Consider the following 17585-nt stretch of genomic DNA (forward strand, 5'->3'; position numbering starts at 1 on the left):
CGATGCTGGGCCCGGTCACCATCGTGGGCCCGTATTTCATCCTACCGGGGGGCAACCACCTGACCAGCGCGTCCTGATCGCGTGGAAGCGCACCCCGCGATTACCCCATGTGTTTAACCCTGTTGGGCAGCACCCCCGGTGGTCCCAAGCACGGGTTTCGTCCGCCCGGCCGATGCGAAGCCTTTGCGCCCCCGCCAGCAGGCTGTCAGGCCGTTACTGGCGAGGGCAAGAAGCGAGCGAGCCGGGCGATGAAAGTGTGCGTCCCGATCGACAAAAAAGAAGGGCATCCGGCGGTGAGGCCGGACACCCTTCTGGTTGATGCAATCGGAGCAGGCCCCGCTCAGAACGGCGGGAGTTCATCGCCATTGACGGTGCCACATGCCGTGCGCTTCATCGCAGGCCGCTCAGCTTGCGCTGCGGCTTTGGTCCGCACTGCCGGAGCCTCGTTCTGAACCGATGCGTCGCGCACGATGTGCAAGGGGATGCGTGCCTCGCGGAGCCGGTCGGCAAGGTTCGCCTGGATGCCGCCGCCGCTGCACACCACCGCCTCGACAGGCTTGAAGGAAAGCATGCGAGCGTTGCGCTGATAGGGTGCCGAAGGTCCCCGCGAGGTATCGGGCTTGCACAGGATCACCGGCACATTGTGGCGCGATGCCCAGGCCGCCGCGATCACGTCCGCGCCCTTGTTCTGGGCGGTCGTTGCCAGCGCCATCGACGGGACCCGGGCATGGATCGCATCGAGATAGTCTTCGACCAGCGCAATGTCGGTGAACTGCTGTCCGCCCGAAAACACCACGACCGGACCCGACGGGGCAAACTGTTCGCGCCGCTGCGCCTTCTGTGCCGCGAGATAGTCGCGTGCCTCGATCATCGAGGCATTGGTCTTGGACGAGACCCGCGAGCCCCGCACCGGCGAGAAGGGCCGGCCGGTTTCGACAAGGTATATCCGCGCGGCATGGTCACGCATGCACTCCATCGCATCGCGGCATTCGGCAAGGCTGCGGGCCTGCATGGTGAGGTCTTCAAGGTCGGTCGCGTAGACCTCGCTTGGATCGTATTCGCGCAGCTTTTCCTGCAACCGGTTCGCCATGGAATCCTCGCGGTCATCGAGGCGTTTGGCGACGACATGGAAGCTGTTGGCCACGCCCCATGCGACTTCACTCGCGAAGTCCTCCATCCGGGTGTCGCGGAACAGGTCGAAGACCGTTGCCAGCATCATCTCGATTGCCGCCTGCGCCACCTCGGGGTCGGGCATTTCGACAGCGCTCGGCTCATGCTCGATCGAGAGCTTGGCCAGTTCGGTCTGCTCCATGAATGCCCGGGCGTAGTCGGGCGTGGCGATTTCGCGCGCATAGTGTTCGGCAAGGTCGGCGAAGTTCGAGAAACGGTCCGTCATGATAACCTCCAAAAGGAATTGTCTCTCATCACGCTGATGAAAGATGCCCATCGGAAGGACGCCGGAGTCAGGCAGTCAGGGACGGCGGCGCGCACGCGCTGCCGCCGCGCGAGCGGGCGTGGGGGGAGCCGATTTTTGCTCGCAAGGCACTAGCCGCAGCAGGCCAAAATCGGGGGGGGCCCGCGATCCTTGACGGCCGCCAATCTCCCAGGCGTCATGCTATGGCGATGCTGATTTCGCTCAGCCACCGAGATGAGAGAGAGATTACGGTTTTGCCCCCGAACCCCATCTGGGTGTTCGGGGTTAACCGCAAAACGCCATGCTCTCTTCGCCCCGCTTGATTGCGGTGGCCGAAGGATGTTGGTGGGTTTTCGCGGGGCGCCTTGGCTGCGTCGTCGTCGGCGCGGCCAGCAACAAATGACGGACCCCTTGCCGGAGCAAGTCAGTCGGCCCGTGGCCCGGTGCATCGCACGGGCGCGGGACGGCGACCAAGGCGTAGTGCAAGAGTGCCGGCGGCCCAGTGCAAGAAACCCCGCACCCGCAGGAGCGCGCCACATGGCGCGCGGGACCGAGTGCGGCAATTTTAATGGGGCCGCTCCTTCACGTCTGACCGGCGATGTCCGGCACCCTGTTGGTCATCATCAGCGAACTTGCGGAACGCCAGTGGCGATGATCGGCAGGCATGCGGTGACGATGATCATCATGGTCATCAAGAGGTCCTTCACGATGGTATGGTTTGTTAGAAAAATGTGTGTTAATTTCTAACGAAAGGAGCACACGAATCATGTCCGCCATGGCCGACAAGATCATGAAGCGCGTTCGCGCGAAGGGACGGGGGTGGGTATTCACCCCCAAGCATTTCATCGACTTCGGCACACGCGGCTCGGTCGACATGGCACTGTCGCGCCTAGCGCAGGCTGGGGAGATTCGCCGGATTGGTCGCGGCCTCTACGACTATCCGCAGTTGCACGACAAGCTGGGCGCGCTGACACCCGATGCCGAGATGATAGCCCAAGCTGTATCGGCGCAAAGCGGCGATCGGCTTGCGCCCTCGGCAGCGGCAGCGGCGAACAGGCTTGGCCTGTCGACGCAAGTGCCTGCCAGAACGAGCTATGCGACGACAGGACGAAGTCGCGTGCGCCAGGCCGCTGGCCGAAGTGTTACGCTCAAACACAGCCGCGCACCCGTTCTGGGCAATGCCTCGGAGGCGGCCAACGGCGTGGTCCAGTACCTGGCTGGACTGGGGCGATACAACGTCGATGCTGATGCGATTTCGCAGCTTGCTGCGCGGCTTGATAACAAGGACGTGCAGGCACTGCTCAAGGGTCGCGCGCAGATGCCCGGTTGGATGGGCGATGTCGTGCTGAAGATCGGGGCGGCGCACCATGGATGAATTTGCCCGGCGACCTGCCGATGATCGGCGGGCATTCTTTGCCGAAGCAGCCGCACGCCGCGACCTCACGCCGCTCATCGTCGAGAAGGACTTCTGGGTCTGCTGGACCCTGCGCCGGCTGATGAGCGTACCCGAGCTGGCCAAGGTCCTGACCTTCAAGGGCGGGACCTCGCTCTCGAAGGCATTCGGGATCATCAAACGATTTTCAGAGGACATCGATCTCACCATCAATCGGGCCGTGCCGCTGCTCGGCGAGGTTGCTTCGCCGATGGCGAACGACATCAGCGGCAAGGAGCGCGAACGACGCGGCAAGGCGCTCGGCGCTGCCGCCCAAGAGTGGGTCGGGACGATCCTCCTGCCGACGCTCGCGCAAGCGATCGAGGATGCCCTGGGCACCCGTGAGGGCTGGAGCATCGAGGCCGATCCCGATGACAAGGACCGGCAGACTGTCCTGTTCAACTACCCGGCATCTTCGGGCTACGGTCTCGACTATGGCAACACGTATGGCGGACGGCCCGGCTACGTGCAGCCGCGGATCAAGCTCGAGTTTGGGGCAAGGGGAGACCCTGAACCCTTCGAGCAGCGGGACATCCTGCCCTATGTCGCCGAGGACTTTCCGGGCGAGGTGTGCGATGCAGTGACTGCCGTGCCAACGCTCGCGCTCGAAAGGACCTACTGGGAGAAGGCGACGATCCTGCATGCGCTGCACCACAGCGGCAAATTGCGGCCGGGTCTGTCGCGGCACTTCTACGATGTGTTCATGCTCGACGCTTCCGGGATTACCGAGCGGGCGCTCACCGAACGCGTATTGCTGGAGCAGGTTGTCAGGAACAAAAGTCTGCTCTTCGCTGATGCCAAGGCCTCCTACGGCACGGCGCAGCTCGGGACACTGCGGCTTTCGGTCACTGACACGATGCGCGAGGAACTTGCGGCGGACTACGCCGCCATGGCGGAAATGTTCATGGAGGAGCCGCCGGGCTTCGACGAGCTGGTGTCCCGCCTCTCGGATATCGAGCGGAGGATCAACGCAGCCGGCTAGCACGCAGTGGCACCGGTAAGGCGTGAGGAGAAATCAGCCCAAGACGGGCGATGACATCTCTACCTGGCGCGAAAATCCGAGATTGATAATATATCTTATGTTAAATCAATGACTTAGATGCAATCGGATCAGGCAGCGTCCGCCGATCCGAACGCCACACCGAGCTTCTTGCGCGGCTTGGCAACCTTGGGTGCCTTCGCAGGTGCCTCTGGCACAGCGGCCTTCGGCTTGCGGCCAAGCCCGATCCGGACGGCGAGTTCCTTGCGCTTTGCGGCATAGTCGGGTGCGACCATCGGATAGTCGGCCGGCAGGTTCCAGCGCGCGCGGTACTCGGCCGGGGTCATACCGTGATCGGTGCCGAGATGGCGCTTGAGCATCTTCATCTTCGCGCCGCAGTCGAGACAGGTCACGGCGTCGGGCTTGACCGACGCGCGGACCGAGACGGCCGGCGTGAGCTTTTCCTCGAGCGGCTCGGGTGCCTGGCCGAGCGCGGCAAGCGAAGCATAGACCGACTGGATCAGGCCCGGCAAATCATTGGCCGTGACCGAATTGTTGCTGACATGGGCGGAGACGATGTCGGCAACGTGGTCCAGCAGGGTTTCATCAGCCATGATCTTTGCGCTTCCTCGAAGTGGCGATGGCGGACCCTATGGGCGCGCGCGAGGAATTGCCAGTTCACGGGCGGGTATTCACGCGACCCATGAACAAAAAAATAGGGCCAGCATTGCTGCCGACCCCGCGAAAAGTTTGGGAGAGGATGCCTGAAAGGCACGACTGATATGGGTCACACCCGTTCATGCTGCAAGTGCGAAAAGAGTCCGGACTGTTGAATTTTTCGCACCGGGCGGTTTTGCCAGAAGCCCGAAGGGAGGCGGCAGCGCCGCCTCCCCGGCTCGGTTCAGAGGAAGAGGACTTCCTCGGAGACGATCTCGACCGCGTAGCGCTCGACGCCTTCCCGGTCAGTCCACTTCGAGTAGTGGAGGCGACCCTGGACCTCGACCAGATCGCCCTTCTTCTTGTGCTTGGCGACCGAAGTGCCGAGGCCGTTGAAGGCGGTGATGCGGTTGAACTCGGGGATGGTCTCGGTGTAGCCCGCCTCGTTCTTGACCGTCTTGCCGTCGACCAGCTTGGGGCGGTCGGTGACGAGGGTGAACGAGGTGATCGCGGTCTCGCCGGCGTCGCGGGTTTCGGGGGCGGAAGCGATGCGGCCGATCAGGATGACGAGGTTCTTCATGAGCTTTCTCCGGTCTTGAATTCGGCGGAACCGCCCGCCGATGACCCAGACAGGCGGCGCCGTTAGGCCTTGGCCCGCACCGAGCGGCACGCGAGGGAAACCCAAAAGCGAGGAGTGGTGCGGCAAGCCCGCAGGGCTTCACGGTCCGCTGCTTTTGGGTTGCGGCCAGGGACTGGCGCCGCAGGGTTCATCGGCAAACGAAGGGCGGTTTCGTCAATTCATGCCGGAAATCAGCAAGACCCATGACCCGTCAGACCTGATCGCTTGTCAGCCCCGCCCCGGATATGCCCCGCAGTGCATGTGCGCCTTACCCTCACCGGCACTGCCGCCCTGCCGGGTGGCATCGTCAGAACGAGGCGCTCCGATGCTTGCCCGATCCATCAGCGCCGCCTCGGAGCTTGGCGCCGCAGCCGCGCAAGTCAGTTCGATCCGAGGTCCGCGCAGCCGCCCACCGGAGTGGGTCCTCAACGCCAGGGCCGTGCGAGACCCTGCGAGATGAGGTAGTCGCCGGCATCCATGCCGTTCACCGAGACGGTGGCCAGTGTCCGCCCATAGGGGTCGGTCCCGAGCCGCTCGATCATGACACGGCCTCGTGAGAGCAGCCGGACCAGCGCCACACGCGAGACTTCGGCCGCAGCAAAATCGCACCAGGCATAGGAGCGGCGCCGATCCTGACACTTAGGGCTGTCAGGCAGTTCCGGCGCATCAATGTTGGCGATGCGGACCCGCTCGCGACCACAGCGGATCGTGTCGCCGTCGTGAACCGAAGGCGATAGACAAAGGACGGCGGCAGCAAGGACGACTGGCATGTGGCAGACCCTAGCCGCCACCCGCAGCTGCGCCAATGCCCGCGCCCTTCCCGCCCACACCCTGGCCCCGATCGTTACCCGCAGGGCCGGCATCCCATGCCGGCGAGCTTGGGTGGGCGGCGGTGCGCCAGCGCCGACGCGCGCCCTAGCGAGTAGAGCGGGTTGCCCCAAGCCCGCGCGGGGCGCGGGCGCCGGGGTGCCCCTCTCCTTCCTGAACCTCGCCAACCAGCACCACGACCGGTATATTCACCTCCGGCCACGAATTGTTGGACCAGCTGCCGCAGGCAGAATGGTACCCGAAACCCAAGGAGTCGAACCGATGGATGATCGAGGGGAAATGCCCAGCGCGCTGCAGATTGCCCGCGCCATGTCGGTGGTGCTGGGCAAGAAGCTCGCCGATTTCGGCGCAAGCGAGATCGTCCTCACCCGCGAAGAAGCCGCACTGTGCCTCGGCCTGGCCGACGGCGTTGTCGAGAACCTCGAGCAGGACGAGACTGAGGCGGGCTGAGCCCGACGGGAAGCAACCGCATTATCTTGCCGGGGCGGAATGCACGGCATAGACTGCCCCCAGCGAGCCCATGCGGGGCCCGCGTTCAACCGAAGGAGATGCGCGAGAGGTCGAACGGGCAGCGTCGATCGCGAGAAATTGGAGCAAAGACCAATGATCCAGCGATACCGTGTGCTCGGCCGCAGCGTGGCCGAAGGCGATGAACTTCAGCCGGTGCTTGCCAAAGCCTACGCGCAAAAGGCCCAGGTCCTGTGCGAATGCCGTAAGGGGACCGACCTGCCGCTCTACATTTCGCACAGGAATGACCGCTACGTGCTGGCGCGCTGGCCGGGCTCGGGCGCGCGCCATGCGACCGCGTGCGATCACTACGAGGCGCCCGACTACCTGACCGGCATGGGCCAGGTGCGCGGCAGCGCGATCCTCGACGATGAGGCGAGCGGCGAGACCGCGCTCAAGCTCGGGTTCCCGCTGTCGCGTGGCAGCGCCCGGCTCGCGCCGGCAGCGCTGACCAACGACAAGCCGACGGTGAAGTCGTCGGGGCAGAAGCTGTCGATGCGCGGGCTGCTCCACGTCCTGTGGGACCGGGCCGAGCTCACCCATTGGCATCCCAAGATGGCGGGCAAGCGTAGCTGGTTTGTGGTGCGCCGCGCGATGCTCGAGGCAGCCGCGACATGCCGGGCAAAGCAGGAGGCCCTGCCCCACGTCCTGTTCGTGCCCGAGAGCTTCAAGCTGGAGGAGAAGGAGGACATCCGCGCCCGCCGCCGCGCCGCGCTCGAGCGGGTCTACCGCTCGCGCGACGAGATGATGGTGGTGGTCGGCGAGATCAAGGAGATCGTCTCGGCGCATGGCGCGGAGCGGATCGTCCTGCGCCACGTCGGCGATATGCCATTCGTGATGGACCAGGACATGGCACGCCGGTTCCACAAGCGCTTCGCGGGCGAACTCGCGCTGTGGCAGGCGCAGCACGGCAGCAAGGCCGAGCAGGATCACCTGGTGCTCGCGGGCTCGTTCGCGAGAAGGCGCGAAGGCACGTTCGACCTGGTCGAGGTGGCGCTGATGCCGGTCACACCGGAGTGGCTCCCTTACGAGACCAGCGACGAGCGCTACCTCCTCGCCAAGGCGGTCGCCGAGAAGCGCCGGTTCGTGAAGGGCCTGCGCGTCAATCTCGACGTCGACACACCGATCGCGAGTCTTGTGCTGAAGGACACCGGCGAGGAAGCCTGCGCGGTCCATATCCATGACCGTGACAACGAAGTCGCCGAGCCGCTCGAGGCGCTGCTCGCCGGACAGGGCGTCTCGCACCGGTTCTGGAAGGAAGGCGAGCCGCTCCCGGCGCGCGTCACGCGGCAGCGACGCTGGGAAGCGCAGGCCGCAGCCTGAGGCTCCTCAGTCTTCCGGACGGGGTAGCGGCCGGGTTGGCAGGAGGTCGAGCCGGCCCGGCGTCGGCGCGGCCGCGCGCAGTGCTTCAAGCCGCGCGGGGACTTCATCGGCGTGCTGGGTGATCTCGATCCGCTGGAGCGAGACGATGGTCCAGACCGCCAGGTCGGGGTTGTCGGTGACGTGGACAGAGTAGGCGAGCGGCAGCTTCTCAGGGTAAAGCCAGAGCAGCAGCACCGGCAGCGCCGCGAGATTGGGGCGACCATCGATCGCCAGCAGCGTCATCACGCCGGTGTCGCGGTCGTAGCGGCAGGTGATCCCGAGCGGTTCGGAGTGGCCGACGAGCCCGAGGATCGTTTCGCGCGCCTTCGCACCGAACACCGCGTCGAGTTCGCCCGGCGGTTGCGCAGCCGGGTCCGCGGCGAGGTCGGCGAGGAACAGTTCGACTGCCGCGAAGCGCGCGGCTTCCTCGCGGGTGCAGGTGATTTCGAGAGTGAGCGTGCGGGACGACATGGTCTGAGGGCTTTCGCTTGGCATCGCGCAGCGCCGCTGCCCCCGCGTCAGGACGCCGGAACACCTGTAAAGAACGGCGCAAAGGCGCGGGATTGAAGGGTCAAAGGACGAGGTGATGCTCGACGTGAGCGCGCTCGCGGGCTCGCTGGAGGTTGTAGACGGGGACGCCGTGTGTCGCGGCAATGCGCAGCGCCTGGCCGGTGCCGCCCGAGGCTTCGCCATCGGCGGTCCAGCACAGCACGAATTCCGAAGGGCTATCGAGCGCGAGGCCGAGCACCTGGAAGACGTTGCGGGTGTGAAGGTCCTGGACGAAGCGCGAGAGGCTGGCGAAAACCGGATGGTGCGCGGCGGCGATCTCGCGCGCCCTGCCCCAGACACCCTCGCCCAGCGTGCCCGCGTGAAACGTGCTTGCCGAGCCGCGCCAGCCTGGTGCCGGCAGGAAAATCTGCGCCGCCTGCCCCGCGCCGCGTTCGAACGCGGTGTCCGCGCCGATCGCGTGGCCCGAGCGCAGAACATAGCCGCGCTTGAGCAGGGCAAAGGCGGCGCGGGTCATCAGGCTGAGCACTTCGGGCGGCGCCCTGCGCGCGCCGATCCCGGAATAGAAACGAAGCATGGCCGGTCTCCCCAATGGAACACCGGCTCCAAGCCCCCTCCCCTCATTGGCCGTCGGCGGCGTCCGGGTACCAGTCGAGCACCGGCGGGTCGGGATGGCCCAGATCGAAAGCGACAGTGCCCGCGTGGGTGATCCAGGTCTCAGGGCGGCGCAGCGCGACATAGGCGCCGTAGAAGCGGCCACGATGCTCGACGAACTGGGCATGGACGTCCTCGGCCACGGCCTCGCTGACCAGGAACCCCGGCATGCCCCGGACGTGGACTGGCGGCAGGACGCCGAGCATGTCGTCGTGGAAGGCCTCGCTCACCCGCGACAGCGGGAAGCGGGCGAGAAGTTCGGCAATTGCCGTGTCGCGATTCTGTGTCATGGCCGGGCGCCTCACAGGAGGACGAACGGCGGGATGGTCAGCTCGGCGCGGGCTATCTCGCGCTTGAGCTCGCGCAGGCGCGTGAAACGCTTGATCCACGACGGCGGAAACAGGACCCATTCGTCCTCGCTCGCCGTATAGTCGCGCAAGGGCCCGCTGCCGTCGAACAGGATGATTTCGGGGAGGTACGCGCCGAGGCAACCGCCCGACCAGCGGCGGAACGGCAGGCCGTGCTCGCAGCAGAACGCGTCGACCTCGGGGATCTGCCCGCCGTTGAGCTCGGTGCCGTAGAGTTCGAGCGGCTCGCCCGCGACCAGCGCGGCGGGATCGAACGGCTCGCCGTCCCATTCGGTGCGCAGGTCATAGTCGGCAGCGTGGGCCGCAAAAGCCTCAAGGTGTTCGTGCGGCAACGTGCCGCCGATGGTGATGTGAACGGGAGCGCGGTCGCCCATGGGCCAGGTCCTTTCGCGGGTGTCGTTGATCCGACCCCGCTCAAGTCCCCCTCCCCTCGATGTCAGCCGCGGCGAGCGGCCCAGCGCTCGGGGGTGCGGTCGACCTCAAGCTCGCTTGAGCATGTCTGGCACAGCGCAAAGGCCTCGGCGGGGGTGCCCGACAGCCATTGCTCCCAGTTGGTCTGTGCTAGCACGACTGCATGCGGTCATGGACGTCGGCCATCTGCGCGCAGCCATCCACCATGACCATCGAATAGGCCTGGCCCCATTCTTCGGTCGGACGCCAGAGCCCGGCGACGGCGAAGACCTCTTCGCCCGCCAGCGAGTACCAGGTGCGGGTCATCGCGCCCTTGGCGCCTTCGGCCTCCGCCCAGGCACTGACCGGGATCAGGCAGCGGCGGCGCTCGAAGCTGGCCCGCCAGAACGCGGTGCCGAGCTTGTCCTCGCGCGCGTTGTTGACCGGCTTGGGCTTCAATGGCTGACCGCTCTTGCCCTTGAGCACGAGCGGGAACCCCCAGGTCATCACCCGGGCCTCGCCTTCGGCGACCACCAGCCCCGGATAGCCGGGATAGACCTCGGCCGCGAAGTTGGCGCCCTCCCCGGCCCGCGCGCCGAACAGCCGGGCGATCTCGGCGGGCGCCTTGGTCATGCGGTACAGATTACACATGGCTCGATGCTCGGTTGGACGGCTCTCCGTGTCAATCAAACAGGCGCGCCCTTGCAAATATGTTCCCTCTATGTTCTGTTGCTCTCATGGAACGAATCGATACGTCTGCGGTCGCGCACGCGATCCTCGACGCCCCGGGCTGGGCGCGCATCGGCATCACCGCCCCAAGCTCCTGCCTGCGCGAGGACGCCGCACTGGAACTCGCCCGGGTCATCGCCGATGCCGTAACTGCGCCTGCCAGCGAAATGGCCGAAGCGCAGACGTCGCTGCCGCTCTGAGGCAAACGGGACAGCGTCACTCGGCAGGCATATCCAGCAGCGGGATGAGCTGCGGATCGATCGGAAATCCCAGACGGCGGGCAAGGTCAGCGGCGTGTCGGAAATCGGCGGCGCGCACGTGAAGCGTTCGCGCGAGCGCGGCGAGGTCTTCGCCGGGGCGCGGCGCTGACAAGGCGTGGAGTTTGCCGCAGGTCGCGGTCACCGCAAACGGCCAGGTCATGGCAATCGCCACAACCTGCTCGGCCAGCACGATGAGGGTGTCGCCAGTCTTGATCGCCTCGTCGCACTGTGAGGCGTCGTAGGCATTGCCGGTGCTCGCGAAGGCGTGATGGCGCCGGGTCTCGAAGGCGAAACGTTCGCTGTCGGTCAGCATGTCTGGATCTCCAGATTGCCCCAGGCAAATGAAGAGGCGGAACGCCGGGCGGGGGGCAGGCCGGCGTTCCGCCTCAGGCCGCGCGGGGGGCTCATCCGCGGCCTTGCACGGGGACGGGGACCCGCGGTTGGGCCCCCGTCAGTGGAGTGGTTGGACGATCAGGCGTCGACCAGCGGCGGCAGCGCGCCATCGTGTTCGGCGCTGTCCTTGGCCTGCGCGCGGCCGCGCTTGCCCGGAGGCGTCGCGGTGCTGTCGCCGAGGCCGTCGTCGTGGCGGGCTTCGCCGGCCTGCTCGCCGCCGCGCTCGTGGCCGGCCACGTCGTCGGCACCGAACATGTCGCTCTCGCCGTATTCGGCCGAGCCGAGCTGGCTGCTGCGACGGCGCGGACGCTGCCAGGCCACCGCCATCGTGCCATCCTCGCGCGGGAAGGCGGCGATGTAGAGCGGCTGTGCCATCGACGGATCGTCGATCTTGCCCTGGTAGAAGCTTTCGCCGGTCGAGTTCGACGAGAGCTCGAACAGTGCGCCGACGATCACCCAGCGGCGCTGGTCGTTGAGCGCGACGATTTCGTACTTGGGCGCGCGCGGGTTGCTGGAGGTCACCGGACGCAGGCCGATGGTGCGGGTGATGGTGAGCGTTTCGACGGAGCCGATCAGCTGGCCGTTGGCGTTCTTGCGGATTTCACCGATGTTCATGGACGTTCTCCTAGTAGGATCGATTGCGACCGAACCCCTTGTCCGGTCACTCTCTTCCCACCCCCCTTCCCTCCCGGCCGTCAGGCCGAAGCTGCGGGCAGTGCCCGCAGACCGATGTTGTTCAGTCATCGAGACAAATCCGGAGAACCAGCGCTGTCGAATTGCTCTCTTCCCATAGGCCCACTATTGCTCTGGCAGTTGGAACAGGGAGCAGAATTAGATGCCGACTTTGTCGTGGCTGACGCGCGAAAAGGATGTGAAGAGCGCCGATGCCGTGGCTTATCGGCTACTGGAGCGGGACGACGCGCTGTCTTTCGGTGAGACTGCATCCGGCAACATGCTGATCCAGGGCGACAACCTGGAGGCGCTGAAGAGCCTGCTGCCCTATTACCGGGGGCAGGTGAAATGCATCTATATCGATCCGCCGTACAACACCCGGTCGGCGTTCGAGCATTACGACGACAATCTGGAGCACAGCCAGTGGCTGGCGATGATCTGGCCGCGCCTGGTGCTGCTGCGCGAGTTACTGGCCGAGGATGGCAGCATCTGGGTGTCGATCGACGATAACGAGGGGCATTACCTCAAGGTCATCATGGACGAGGTTTTCGGGCGACGGAACTTCATTGCCGAAGTGATTTGGCAGAAGCGGACTTCGCGAGAAAATCGGGCGGCTATCGGGTCGGCTCACGATATCGTGCTTGTGTACAGCAAGCGCACTGCCGTCGAATGGAAGGCAGTCCGAAATACGTTGCCGCCCAACATGAACGGCTTTTCCAATCCTGATGGAGATGCTCGCGGTCCGTGGCGTTCAATCCCGTTCTCCGCTCAAGGTTTCCGCCCTAACCAAATGTACAAGATCACATCGACTGATGGGACGGTACACGAGCCGCCGCGAGGTCGATGCTGGGGAGCCACCGAGGAAGTCTTTCGTCGTTATGAAGCAGAAGGGCGGGTCTACTTTCCGAAAGGAGGGGCAGGCAAGCCGAGGATTAAGCAGTTCGCAGGTGAGGAAGCCGGCTTGGTCCCGATGAGTCTTTGGCTGGCCGAGGAAGTCGGCACAAACGAAGAATCCAAGAAAGAGATCCTTGCGCTTTTTGAGCACGACACACCATTCGGCACTCCAAAGCCAGAGCGATTAATGGAGCGGATTGTGCGCATTGCCACCAACCCGGGTGACCTTGTGCTCGACTCCTTCCTCGGTTCCGGCACCACGGCTGCCGTCGCGCACAAAATGGGGCGCCGCTGGATCGGCGTCGAAATGGGCGACCATGCCGTGACCCACTGCGCGCCGCGCCTCAAGAAAGTGGTCGAGGGCGAACAGGGGGGCATTTCTCAGGCGTTGGGCTGGCAGGGCGGCGGCGGCTTTGTCTTTTACCGGCTTGGCGAGGCGGTGTTCGACGATGACGGCGCGATCAATCCCGGCGTGTCCTTCGCGCCGCTGGCTGCCCACATTTGGTTCGCAGAAACCGGGCAGCCGATGTCGCGCCCTCATTCCGGGCCGTTTCTGGGCAGCCATGGCGGCAATGGCTATGCCCTGCTCTACAACGGTATTCTGGGCGACAAGAGCGTTTCGGGCGGAAACGTGCTCACCCGCAAGACGCTGGACATGATCCGCGCTTCCGCCGGCGAGTTTGTCGGGCCGATGACTGTTTATGGCGAAGCGTGTCGGCTCTCTCCTGAAACGCTGAAGGCAGAAGGCATCGTGTTCAAGCAGACCCCTTATGACGTGAGGGCCCGCTGATGCAGCTCAAGCAATATCAAACCGACACGCTGGGCGTGCTGCGCCGCTTCTTCGAGGATGCACGGCTGCGCGGGCCGAAAGCGGCCTATGAGGCGATCACGCAGGAGCCGGAGCAGGCCAAGCGCTTGCGCGGCTATGGCGGCAAGTATGAAGCGCTGCTGGGGCAGGAAGAAATGCCCTATGTCTGCCTACGCCTGCCCACCGGTGGCGGGAAGACTCTGCTGGGCGCGCACGCCATCGGCGTCGCCAAGGATGCCTGGATCGAGCGGGATTTCCCGCTGGTCCTTTGGCTGGTGCCGACCAACATGATCCGCACCCAGACGGCAGAAGCGCTGACCAATCCGAAGCATCCCTACCGCCGCGCGCTGGACGACCAGTTCGGTGGGCGCGTGCGGATTTTCGACATTGGCGATTTCACCCGCATCCGCCCGTACGACCTTGCCGCAAACTGCTGCGTCGTCGTCGGCACACTGCAGACCTTGCGGGTGGAGAGCACCGACGGCCGCAAGGTCTATGCCCATCATGAAGAGCTGGAACCGCTGTTCAGCGAGGTGCCTCGGCGCCGGGCCGGGCTGGAGACGCTGGGGCCGGATGTTGCCGCCAAGGTTGGCGGCCATCCAGACGACATCCGCTTCAGCTTCGCCAACCTGTGCCATCTGCGCCAACCGCTGATGATCGTGGACGAGGCGCACAAGGCCGTCACTGGCCTGTCCCGTACCGTGCAAGAGCGCGTGAATCCGTGCGCCATCGTGGAATTCACCGCCACGCCGCACAAGAAGAGCAACATCCTCCATTCGGTCAGCGCGCTGGAGCTGAAGGACGCGCAGATGATCAAGCTGCCGGTGCGGCTTGAGGAACACGAGACGTGGGAAGGCGCGGTTACCGGCGCGATCATGAAGCGCGCCGAACTGGCGGAAGAGGCGGCGAAGGACCGCGCGGACTACATCCGCCCGATCGTGCTGTTCCAGGCCGAAGATAGGAACCGCGAAGTGACCGTCGACGTGCTGCGGCAGCACCTGATCGACACGCACCATATCGATCCCAGGGCCATTGCCGTCGCCACCGGCGATCAGCGCGAACTGGACGGGATCGACCTGTTCAAGCCCGATTGCCCGATCGAATACGTCATCACTGTGGAGGCTTTGAAGGAAGGCTGGGACTGTTCCTTCGCTTATGTCTTCTGCTCGGTCGCCAACATCAAGAGCTCGACCGACGCAGAGCAGCTGCTCGGTCGCGTGCTTCGCATGCCTTATGCCATGCGGCGCAAGGCCACGGTGCTCAACAAGGCTTATGCGAACCTTGTCTCGAAGTCGTTTGCCGAGGCGGCGAATACCCTGCGGGACCGCCTGGTCGAGATGGGCTTCGAGGAAAGCGAAGCCGAGGCCAACATCGAGGCCGATCAGGGTTCTCTAGACGAGGGTCTGTGGGGCGAGAAGCGGCGCCCCAAGCCCACCGCCAGGATCGAGATCGATGTATCGCCGGATGTGCTAGCCGCTGTGAAGGCCGCTGCGCCCGAAAAGGTGAAGATCGAAGCGGCACCGGATGGTTCACCTGTGATCACCGTAACGGGTTTCCTGCGACAGGCTGAAAAGGATGTGATCTACGCCGCCCTGCCGGAAAAGGCGGCAAACGTGGTTCGCGAGGCCATTGCTCAGCACGAGCTGGAGCATGCGCACAATGCCTCTCCGGCCGAGAGGGGTGAGGAATTCGTCGTGCCTCGCCTGATGGCGGCCGTGCAGGGGGAGTTGGTTTTCGCCGATGCTGATGTTCTGGGCGAATATTTCGAATGGTCGCTGGCGGATCATTCGGCGCAGCTGAGCAAAGCGGAATTCGACGTCCGCGACACGTCTGAAGCTTTCGAGATCGACCTCGATGGCGATAACCTGCTGGTCCGGCATAGCGATCAATCCGATCAGTTGATGCTCGACGTGCCGGTCAATGGCTGGACGGCGGGCGGCCTCGTCAACCTGCTCGCTAAACAGGTGCGGCAGGCGGACAGCGCCATCGGCCATGGCGAGATGGTCGCCTGGCTGAGCGACGTGGTCGCCTTCCTCACCGGCCCGCGCGGGATCCCGCTTGCCGCTCTAATGCGTTGCCGGTTCATCCTGTCCCGCAAACTGCGCGAGAAGATCGCGGCAATCCGGGCCGAGGTGCGGAAGGGCGTTTATCAAAACTGCCTTTTCGCTCCGGATGCAAAGCCCGAACTATCGTTCGAGAACGGCTTCCGGTTTCACGAAGGCATGTTCGCAGGCGTTCCTTGCTACCGTGGCACGAAATGGCGGTTCAACAATCACTATCTGGGCTGGGATCGCGTCCCCGCATTTGACGGCAAGGATGATGGCGAGGAGTTCAAGGCTGCGCAGCAACTCGACAGCATTTCGGACGTGGCGTTCTGGGTACGGAACGTCGCCAAGCACCCCGACGCCTTTTGGCTTCCGTTGGCAGGAGGGCGAACCTACCCTGATTTCATCGCGAAGCTCAAAGACGGACGATTGCTCGTGGTCGAATACAAAGGCGAGCACCTCGTCGCCGATTCAGCCGCAAAGAGGGCGATCGGAGAGCTTTGGCAAAACGCGAGCAATGGCTCCGGGATCTATGTCTTTGCTGAGAAGGAAAGGGAGGGAATGACAGTAAAGCAGCAGATTTTGGCGGCGATTGGTTAAGGCTGGATTGCGGCAGATCGGCCGCTCCGTTGGACTGACCAGCTTGTCTGCTTCGGGCCGCAGAATGAGATAAGTGGCCGTTCCAGCCGGACAATGCCAACGCGGCGCCTATCTGAGGGGTAGACCGTTGTCCGTATTCAAACAATAAGCTGTAAAATGATGTCTGCAAGCGAGCCCTCTTCGCCTTGAAAGCTTAGGATCATCGCACGTAACATTGCTTCCGGATCGAGACGAGCAATGTCGATGCTGTGGCCAGCTCGCTCAGCGAGTACAATCATGAAGCTCAACTGAGTGCGACCATTCCCTTCACGAAATGCGTGGATGACGTTGAGAGTCGCCAGAAAGGCAGCCGCTTGCTTTGCGAACGTCACCGGAGGTAAGCCGTCGAGGTGCCTGTCAGCAGCCAACTTTGCAAACAGGTCATCAAGCTGGGCTTCGATATATTCAGGATAGCAGAAGTGGCTACTGCCCTTTGAAATGCGGACGGTGCGGGTTTGGCCAGCCCAAGGATAGATATCCTGAAAAAAATGGCGATGGATCGCACAATAGTGCGCGCGATCTAGCGCCCCGTGCGGCAGGGGCTCGTCAGCTCGGGCAATGGTAAGCTCAAGCTCCAACTGTTCGAGAACGACCGCATCGCGAATGTCGAAAACATTGCGCAACACCGTCGTTCCCGGATAGCAGTAGGGATCCTCCTCGGCAGCGTACATGAAGGGATCAACCCTTCAGATATTTGGCGATAATCCGCTTACGCCGTTCGGCCGGGGTGACGCCGCGACGATCGTCGCGCTCGAATTCCGCGCGAGCGGTGAAGCTCAGCTGCAAGCCTTCGACCGCGCTAATCCGTTCAAACCGTGTGCGCCCGATGGGTTGGGCACCCGGTTTTTCACTTTCATCGCTCATAGCGTGAACTCCAATTCAAACACGAAACTTCTGCCGGAACACGCTTAGCGCGTCCTGCGAAAACTGATTGCAGACAACCCCATCTCTACGCATCGCGTCGCGCGCCGCTGTTAGATGGGGGTGACGCTCGATCAGTTCGTCGAGTACCGCGTCGACCGGGTTTTGCTGCTTCGCGGTCGGTCGTGGCTTCGTTTGGCCTTTCTCCTTGGTCATGGTGGGCTCCGTGGTCCTGCGGGGTGAAATTGTAGTTGTCGAAAAAATGTTGGTTTAGTTCCGGACGGAAATAATGTTTTCGTTCGATCCAGATGAAGCCGTCGCCCTTTGAAATGACAGCGACGTCCACTGGACCACCAACGGTTTCCGTCGTCAGCGACATGCGTTTCTGGAACCAGTTCAGACTCACCAAACGCGCCGCAGCGTGACCGAGTTCATCCTTAGAGCCCGAGCGAAAAGTGGTTGAGCGATATCAGTAGGTTGTGATTCAGCGTCGTTGTCGAGACGATGGAGGAAGCACATGCCCTGGACTGATACCGCTCGCCGCAAGCATATGCGGGAAGGTGCGGG

Annotated in this window: 21 protein-coding genes and 1 pseudogene; 7 read left to right on the forward strand and 15 right to left on the reverse strand. The window is 64.0% G+C overall.

From position 1 onward, the window contains the following. Positions 1-340: 340 nt before the first annotated feature. Together LDN95_RS21365 and LDN95_RS21370 are read right to left on the reverse strand one after the other, a co-directional pair. Positions 341-1396 (reverse strand): DUF2493 domain-containing protein, encoded by a 1056-nt coding sequence (locus LDN95_RS21365; protein ID WP_019054381.1) that lies wholly within the window; start codon positions 1394-1396, stop codon positions 341-343. A gap of 600 nt (positions 1397-1996) precedes the next feature. Beyond that, a complete protein-coding gene (locus LDN95_RS21370) occupies positions 1997-2191 on the reverse strand; it encodes a hypothetical protein (RefSeq protein WP_157410302.1) in 195 nt (64 codons plus the stop codon). Here LDN95_RS21370 and LDN95_RS21375 point away from each other — a divergent pair. Both LDN95_RS21375 and LDN95_RS21380 read left to right on the forward strand, forming a co-directional pair. After that, positions 2181-2789 carry a DUF6088 family protein gene (locus tag LDN95_RS21375; protein ID WP_026149959.1) on the forward strand — a complete coding sequence of 203 codons (609 nt, stop codon included), beginning with the start codon at positions 2181-2183 and terminating at the stop codon, positions 2787-2789. The genes LDN95_RS21370 and LDN95_RS21375 overlap by 11 nt on opposite strands. Next, the gene (locus LDN95_RS21380; RefSeq protein ID WP_019054383.1) at positions 2782-3828 is read left to right on the forward strand and encodes a nucleotidyl transferase AbiEii/AbiGii toxin family protein; all 1047 of its coding nucleotides are present in this window, start codon (positions 2782-2784) and stop codon (positions 3826-3828) included. The genes LDN95_RS21375 and LDN95_RS21380 overlap by 8 nt, the downstream gene beginning before the upstream one ends. Positions 3829-3956: 128 nt before the next feature. Here the strand turns inward: LDN95_RS21380 and LDN95_RS21385 are convergent, their stop codons facing one another. From LDN95_RS21385 to LDN95_RS21395, 3 genes are all read right to left on the reverse strand, one after another. Beyond that, a complete protein-coding gene (locus LDN95_RS21385; RefSeq protein ID WP_226019561.1) occupies positions 3957-4439 on the reverse strand; it encodes a MucR family transcriptional regulator in 483 nt (160 codons plus the stop codon). Positions 4440-4726: 287 nt separating this feature from the next. After that, the gene (locus LDN95_RS21390) at positions 4727-5062 is read right to left on the reverse strand and encodes a single-stranded DNA-binding protein (protein ID WP_226019562.1); all 336 of its coding nucleotides are present in this window, start codon (positions 5060-5062) and stop codon (positions 4727-4729) included. 464 nt (positions 5063-5526) lie between these two features. Further along, positions 5527-5871, reverse strand: a complete 345-nt coding sequence (locus LDN95_RS21395) for a thermonuclease family protein (protein ID WP_226019563.1) — start codon at positions 5869-5871, stop codon at positions 5527-5529. A 319-nt stretch (positions 5872-6190) separates the two neighbouring features. Between LDN95_RS21395 and LDN95_RS21400 the strand changes: the two genes are divergently transcribed. Together LDN95_RS21400 and LDN95_RS21405 are read left to right on the forward strand one after the other, a co-directional pair. Continuing rightward, positions 6191-6379, forward strand: coding sequence for a hypothetical protein (locus tag LDN95_RS21400; RefSeq protein WP_226019564.1), 189 nt, complete (start codon positions 6191-6193; stop codon positions 6377-6379). A gap of 153 nt (positions 6380-6532) precedes the next feature. Further along, positions 6533-7759 (forward strand): DUF1173 domain-containing protein, encoded by a 1227-nt coding sequence (locus tag LDN95_RS21405; RefSeq protein WP_226019565.1) that lies wholly within the window; start codon positions 6533-6535, stop codon positions 7757-7759. A gap of 6 nt (positions 7760-7765) precedes the next feature. Here LDN95_RS21405 and LDN95_RS21410 read toward each other — a convergent pair whose 3' ends face one another. From LDN95_RS21410 to LDN95_RS21430, 5 genes and pseudogenes are all read right to left on the reverse strand, one after another. After that, complete coding sequence (locus LDN95_RS21410) at positions 7766-8269, reverse strand: hypothetical protein (protein ID WP_226019566.1); 504 nt, start codon at positions 8267-8269, stop codon at positions 7766-7768. A gap of 100 nt (positions 8270-8369) precedes the next feature. Beyond that, entirely contained in the window at positions 8370-8882 is a 513-nt protein-coding gene (locus tag LDN95_RS21415; RefSeq protein WP_226019567.1) for a hypothetical protein, read from the reverse strand. A gap of 43 nt (positions 8883-8925) precedes the next feature. Further along, positions 8926-9249, reverse strand: coding sequence for a hypothetical protein (locus LDN95_RS21420; protein ID WP_226019568.1), 324 nt, complete (start codon positions 9247-9249; stop codon positions 8926-8928). 11 nt (positions 9250-9260) lie between these two features. Continuing rightward, positions 9261-9701 carry a hypothetical protein gene (locus LDN95_RS21425; protein ID WP_226019569.1) on the reverse strand — a complete coding sequence of 147 codons (441 nt, stop codon included), beginning with the start codon at positions 9699-9701 and terminating at the stop codon, positions 9261-9263. A gap of 62 nt (positions 9702-9763) precedes the next feature. Continuing rightward, positions 9764-10368, reverse strand: a pseudogene (locus LDN95_RS21430) (SOS response-associated peptidase). Between the two features lie 86 nt (positions 10369-10454). On the opposite strand from LDN95_RS21430, the gene LDN95_RS21435 reads away from it, so the two are divergent. Continuing rightward, a complete protein-coding gene (locus tag LDN95_RS21435; RefSeq protein ID WP_226019570.1) occupies positions 10455-10646 on the forward strand; it encodes a DUF6771 family protein in 192 nt (63 codons plus the stop codon). A gap of 16 nt (positions 10647-10662) precedes the next feature. On the opposite strand, the gene LDN95_RS21440 is transcribed toward LDN95_RS21435, so the two are convergent. Both LDN95_RS21440 and LDN95_RS21445 read right to left on the reverse strand, forming a co-directional pair. After that, positions 10663-11019 (reverse strand): hypothetical protein, encoded by a 357-nt coding sequence (locus LDN95_RS21440; RefSeq protein ID WP_226019571.1) that lies wholly within the window; start codon positions 11017-11019, stop codon positions 10663-10665. 158 nt (positions 11020-11177) lie between these two features. After that, entirely contained in the window at positions 11178-11714 is a 537-nt protein-coding gene (locus LDN95_RS21445; protein WP_226019572.1) for a DUF736 domain-containing protein, read from the reverse strand. A gap of 220 nt (positions 11715-11934) precedes the next feature. Here LDN95_RS21445 and LDN95_RS21450 point away from each other — a divergent pair, with 220 nt between their 5' ends. Both LDN95_RS21450 and LDN95_RS21455 read left to right on the forward strand, forming a co-directional pair. Then, a complete protein-coding gene (locus LDN95_RS21450; protein ID WP_226019573.1) occupies positions 11935-13455 on the forward strand; it encodes a site-specific DNA-methyltransferase in 1521 nt (506 codons plus the stop codon). A 125-nt stretch (positions 13456-13580) separates the two neighbouring features. Then, a complete protein-coding gene (locus tag LDN95_RS21455) occupies positions 13581-16118 on the forward strand; it encodes a DEAD/DEAH box helicase (RefSeq protein WP_255631058.1) in 2538 nt (845 codons plus the stop codon). 137 nt (positions 16119-16255) lie between these two features. Here LDN95_RS21455 and LDN95_RS21460 read toward each other — a convergent pair whose 3' ends face one another. From LDN95_RS21460 to LDN95_RS21470, 3 genes are read right to left on the reverse strand one after another with little or no spacing between them, the layout of a single operon-like run. Next, a complete protein-coding gene (locus tag LDN95_RS21460) occupies positions 16256-16828 on the reverse strand; it encodes a Fic family protein (protein WP_226019575.1) in 573 nt (190 codons plus the stop codon). A 7-nt stretch (positions 16829-16835) separates the two neighbouring features. Further along, entirely contained in the window at positions 16836-17021 is a 186-nt protein-coding gene (locus LDN95_RS21465; RefSeq protein ID WP_226019576.1) for a hypothetical protein, read from the reverse strand. A 15-nt stretch (positions 17022-17036) separates the two neighbouring features. Further along, complete coding sequence (locus LDN95_RS21470; RefSeq protein WP_226019577.1) at positions 17037-17234, reverse strand: hypothetical protein; 198 nt, start codon at positions 17232-17234, stop codon at positions 17037-17039. Positions 17235-17585: the final 351 nt, after the last annotated feature.

It is taken from the genome of Novosphingobium sp. FKTRR1 (assembly GCF_020404405.1).
Classification (GTDB): Bacteria; Pseudomonadota; Alphaproteobacteria; order Sphingomonadales; family Sphingomonadaceae; genus Novosphingobium.

Excerpts from the sequence above, each read along its gene's own strand:
- LDN95_RS21365 (WP_019054381.1), bottom strand. The coding sequence starts at position 1,396 with ATGACGGACCGTTTCTCGAACTTCGCCGACCTTGCCGAACACTATGCG.
- LDN95_RS21375 (WP_026149959.1), top strand. The coding sequence starts at position 2,181 with ATGTCCGCCATGGCCGACAAGATCATGAAGCGCGTTCGCGCGAAGGGA.
- LDN95_RS21370 (WP_157410302.1), bottom strand. The coding sequence starts at position 2,191 with ATGGCGGACATGATTCGTGTGCTCCTTTCGTTAGAAATTAACACACAT.
- LDN95_RS21380 (WP_019054383.1), top strand. The coding sequence starts at position 2,782 with ATGGATGAATTTGCCCGGCGACCTGCCGATGATCGGCGGGCATTCTTT.
- LDN95_RS21385 (WP_226019561.1), bottom strand. The coding sequence starts at position 4,439 with ATGGCTGATGAAACCCTGCTGGACCACGTTGCCGACATCGTCTCCGCC.
- LDN95_RS21390 (WP_226019562.1), bottom strand. The coding sequence starts at position 5,062 with ATGAAGAACCTCGTCATCCTGATCGGCCGCATCGCTTCCGCCCCCGAA.
- LDN95_RS21395 (WP_226019563.1), bottom strand. The coding sequence starts at position 5,871 with ATGCCAGTCGTCCTTGCTGCCGCCGTCCTTTGTCTATCGCCTTCGGTT.
- LDN95_RS21400 (WP_226019564.1), top strand. The coding sequence starts at position 6,191 with ATGGATGATCGAGGGGAAATGCCCAGCGCGCTGCAGATTGCCCGCGCC.
- LDN95_RS21405 (WP_226019565.1), top strand. The coding sequence starts at position 6,533 with ATGATCCAGCGATACCGTGTGCTCGGCCGCAGCGTGGCCGAAGGCGAT.
- LDN95_RS21410 (WP_226019566.1), bottom strand. The coding sequence starts at position 8,269 with ATGTCGTCCCGCACGCTCACTCTCGAAATCACCTGCACCCGCGAGGAA.
- LDN95_RS21415 (WP_226019567.1), bottom strand. The coding sequence starts at position 8,882 with ATGCTTCGTTTCTATTCCGGGATCGGCGCGCGCAGGGCGCCGCCCGAA.
- LDN95_RS21420 (WP_226019568.1), bottom strand. The coding sequence starts at position 9,249 with ATGACACAGAATCGCGACACGGCAATTGCCGAACTTCTCGCCCGCTTC.
- LDN95_RS21425 (WP_226019569.1), bottom strand. The coding sequence starts at position 9,701 with ATGGGCGACCGCGCTCCCGTTCACATCACCATCGGCGGCACGTTGCCG.
- LDN95_RS21435 (WP_226019570.1), top strand. The coding sequence starts at position 10,455 with ATGGAACGAATCGATACGTCTGCGGTCGCGCACGCGATCCTCGACGCC.
- LDN95_RS21440 (WP_226019571.1), bottom strand. The coding sequence starts at position 11,019 with ATGCTGACCGACAGCGAACGTTTCGCCTTCGAGACCCGGCGCCATCAC.
- LDN95_RS21445 (WP_226019572.1), bottom strand. The coding sequence starts at position 11,714 with ATGAACATCGGTGAAATCCGCAAGAACGCCAACGGCCAGCTGATCGGC.
- LDN95_RS21450 (WP_226019573.1), top strand. The coding sequence starts at position 11,935 with ATGCCGACTTTGTCGTGGCTGACGCGCGAAAAGGATGTGAAGAGCGCC.
- LDN95_RS21460 (WP_226019575.1), bottom strand. The coding sequence starts at position 16,828 with ATGTACGCTGCCGAGGAGGATCCCTACTGCTATCCGGGAACGACGGTG.
- LDN95_RS21465 (WP_226019576.1), bottom strand. The coding sequence starts at position 17,021 with ATGAGCGATGAAAGTGAAAAACCGGGTGCCCAACCCATCGGGCGCACA.
- LDN95_RS21470 (WP_226019577.1), bottom strand. The coding sequence starts at position 17,234 with ATGACCAAGGAGAAAGGCCAAACGAAGCCACGACCGACCGCGAAGCAG.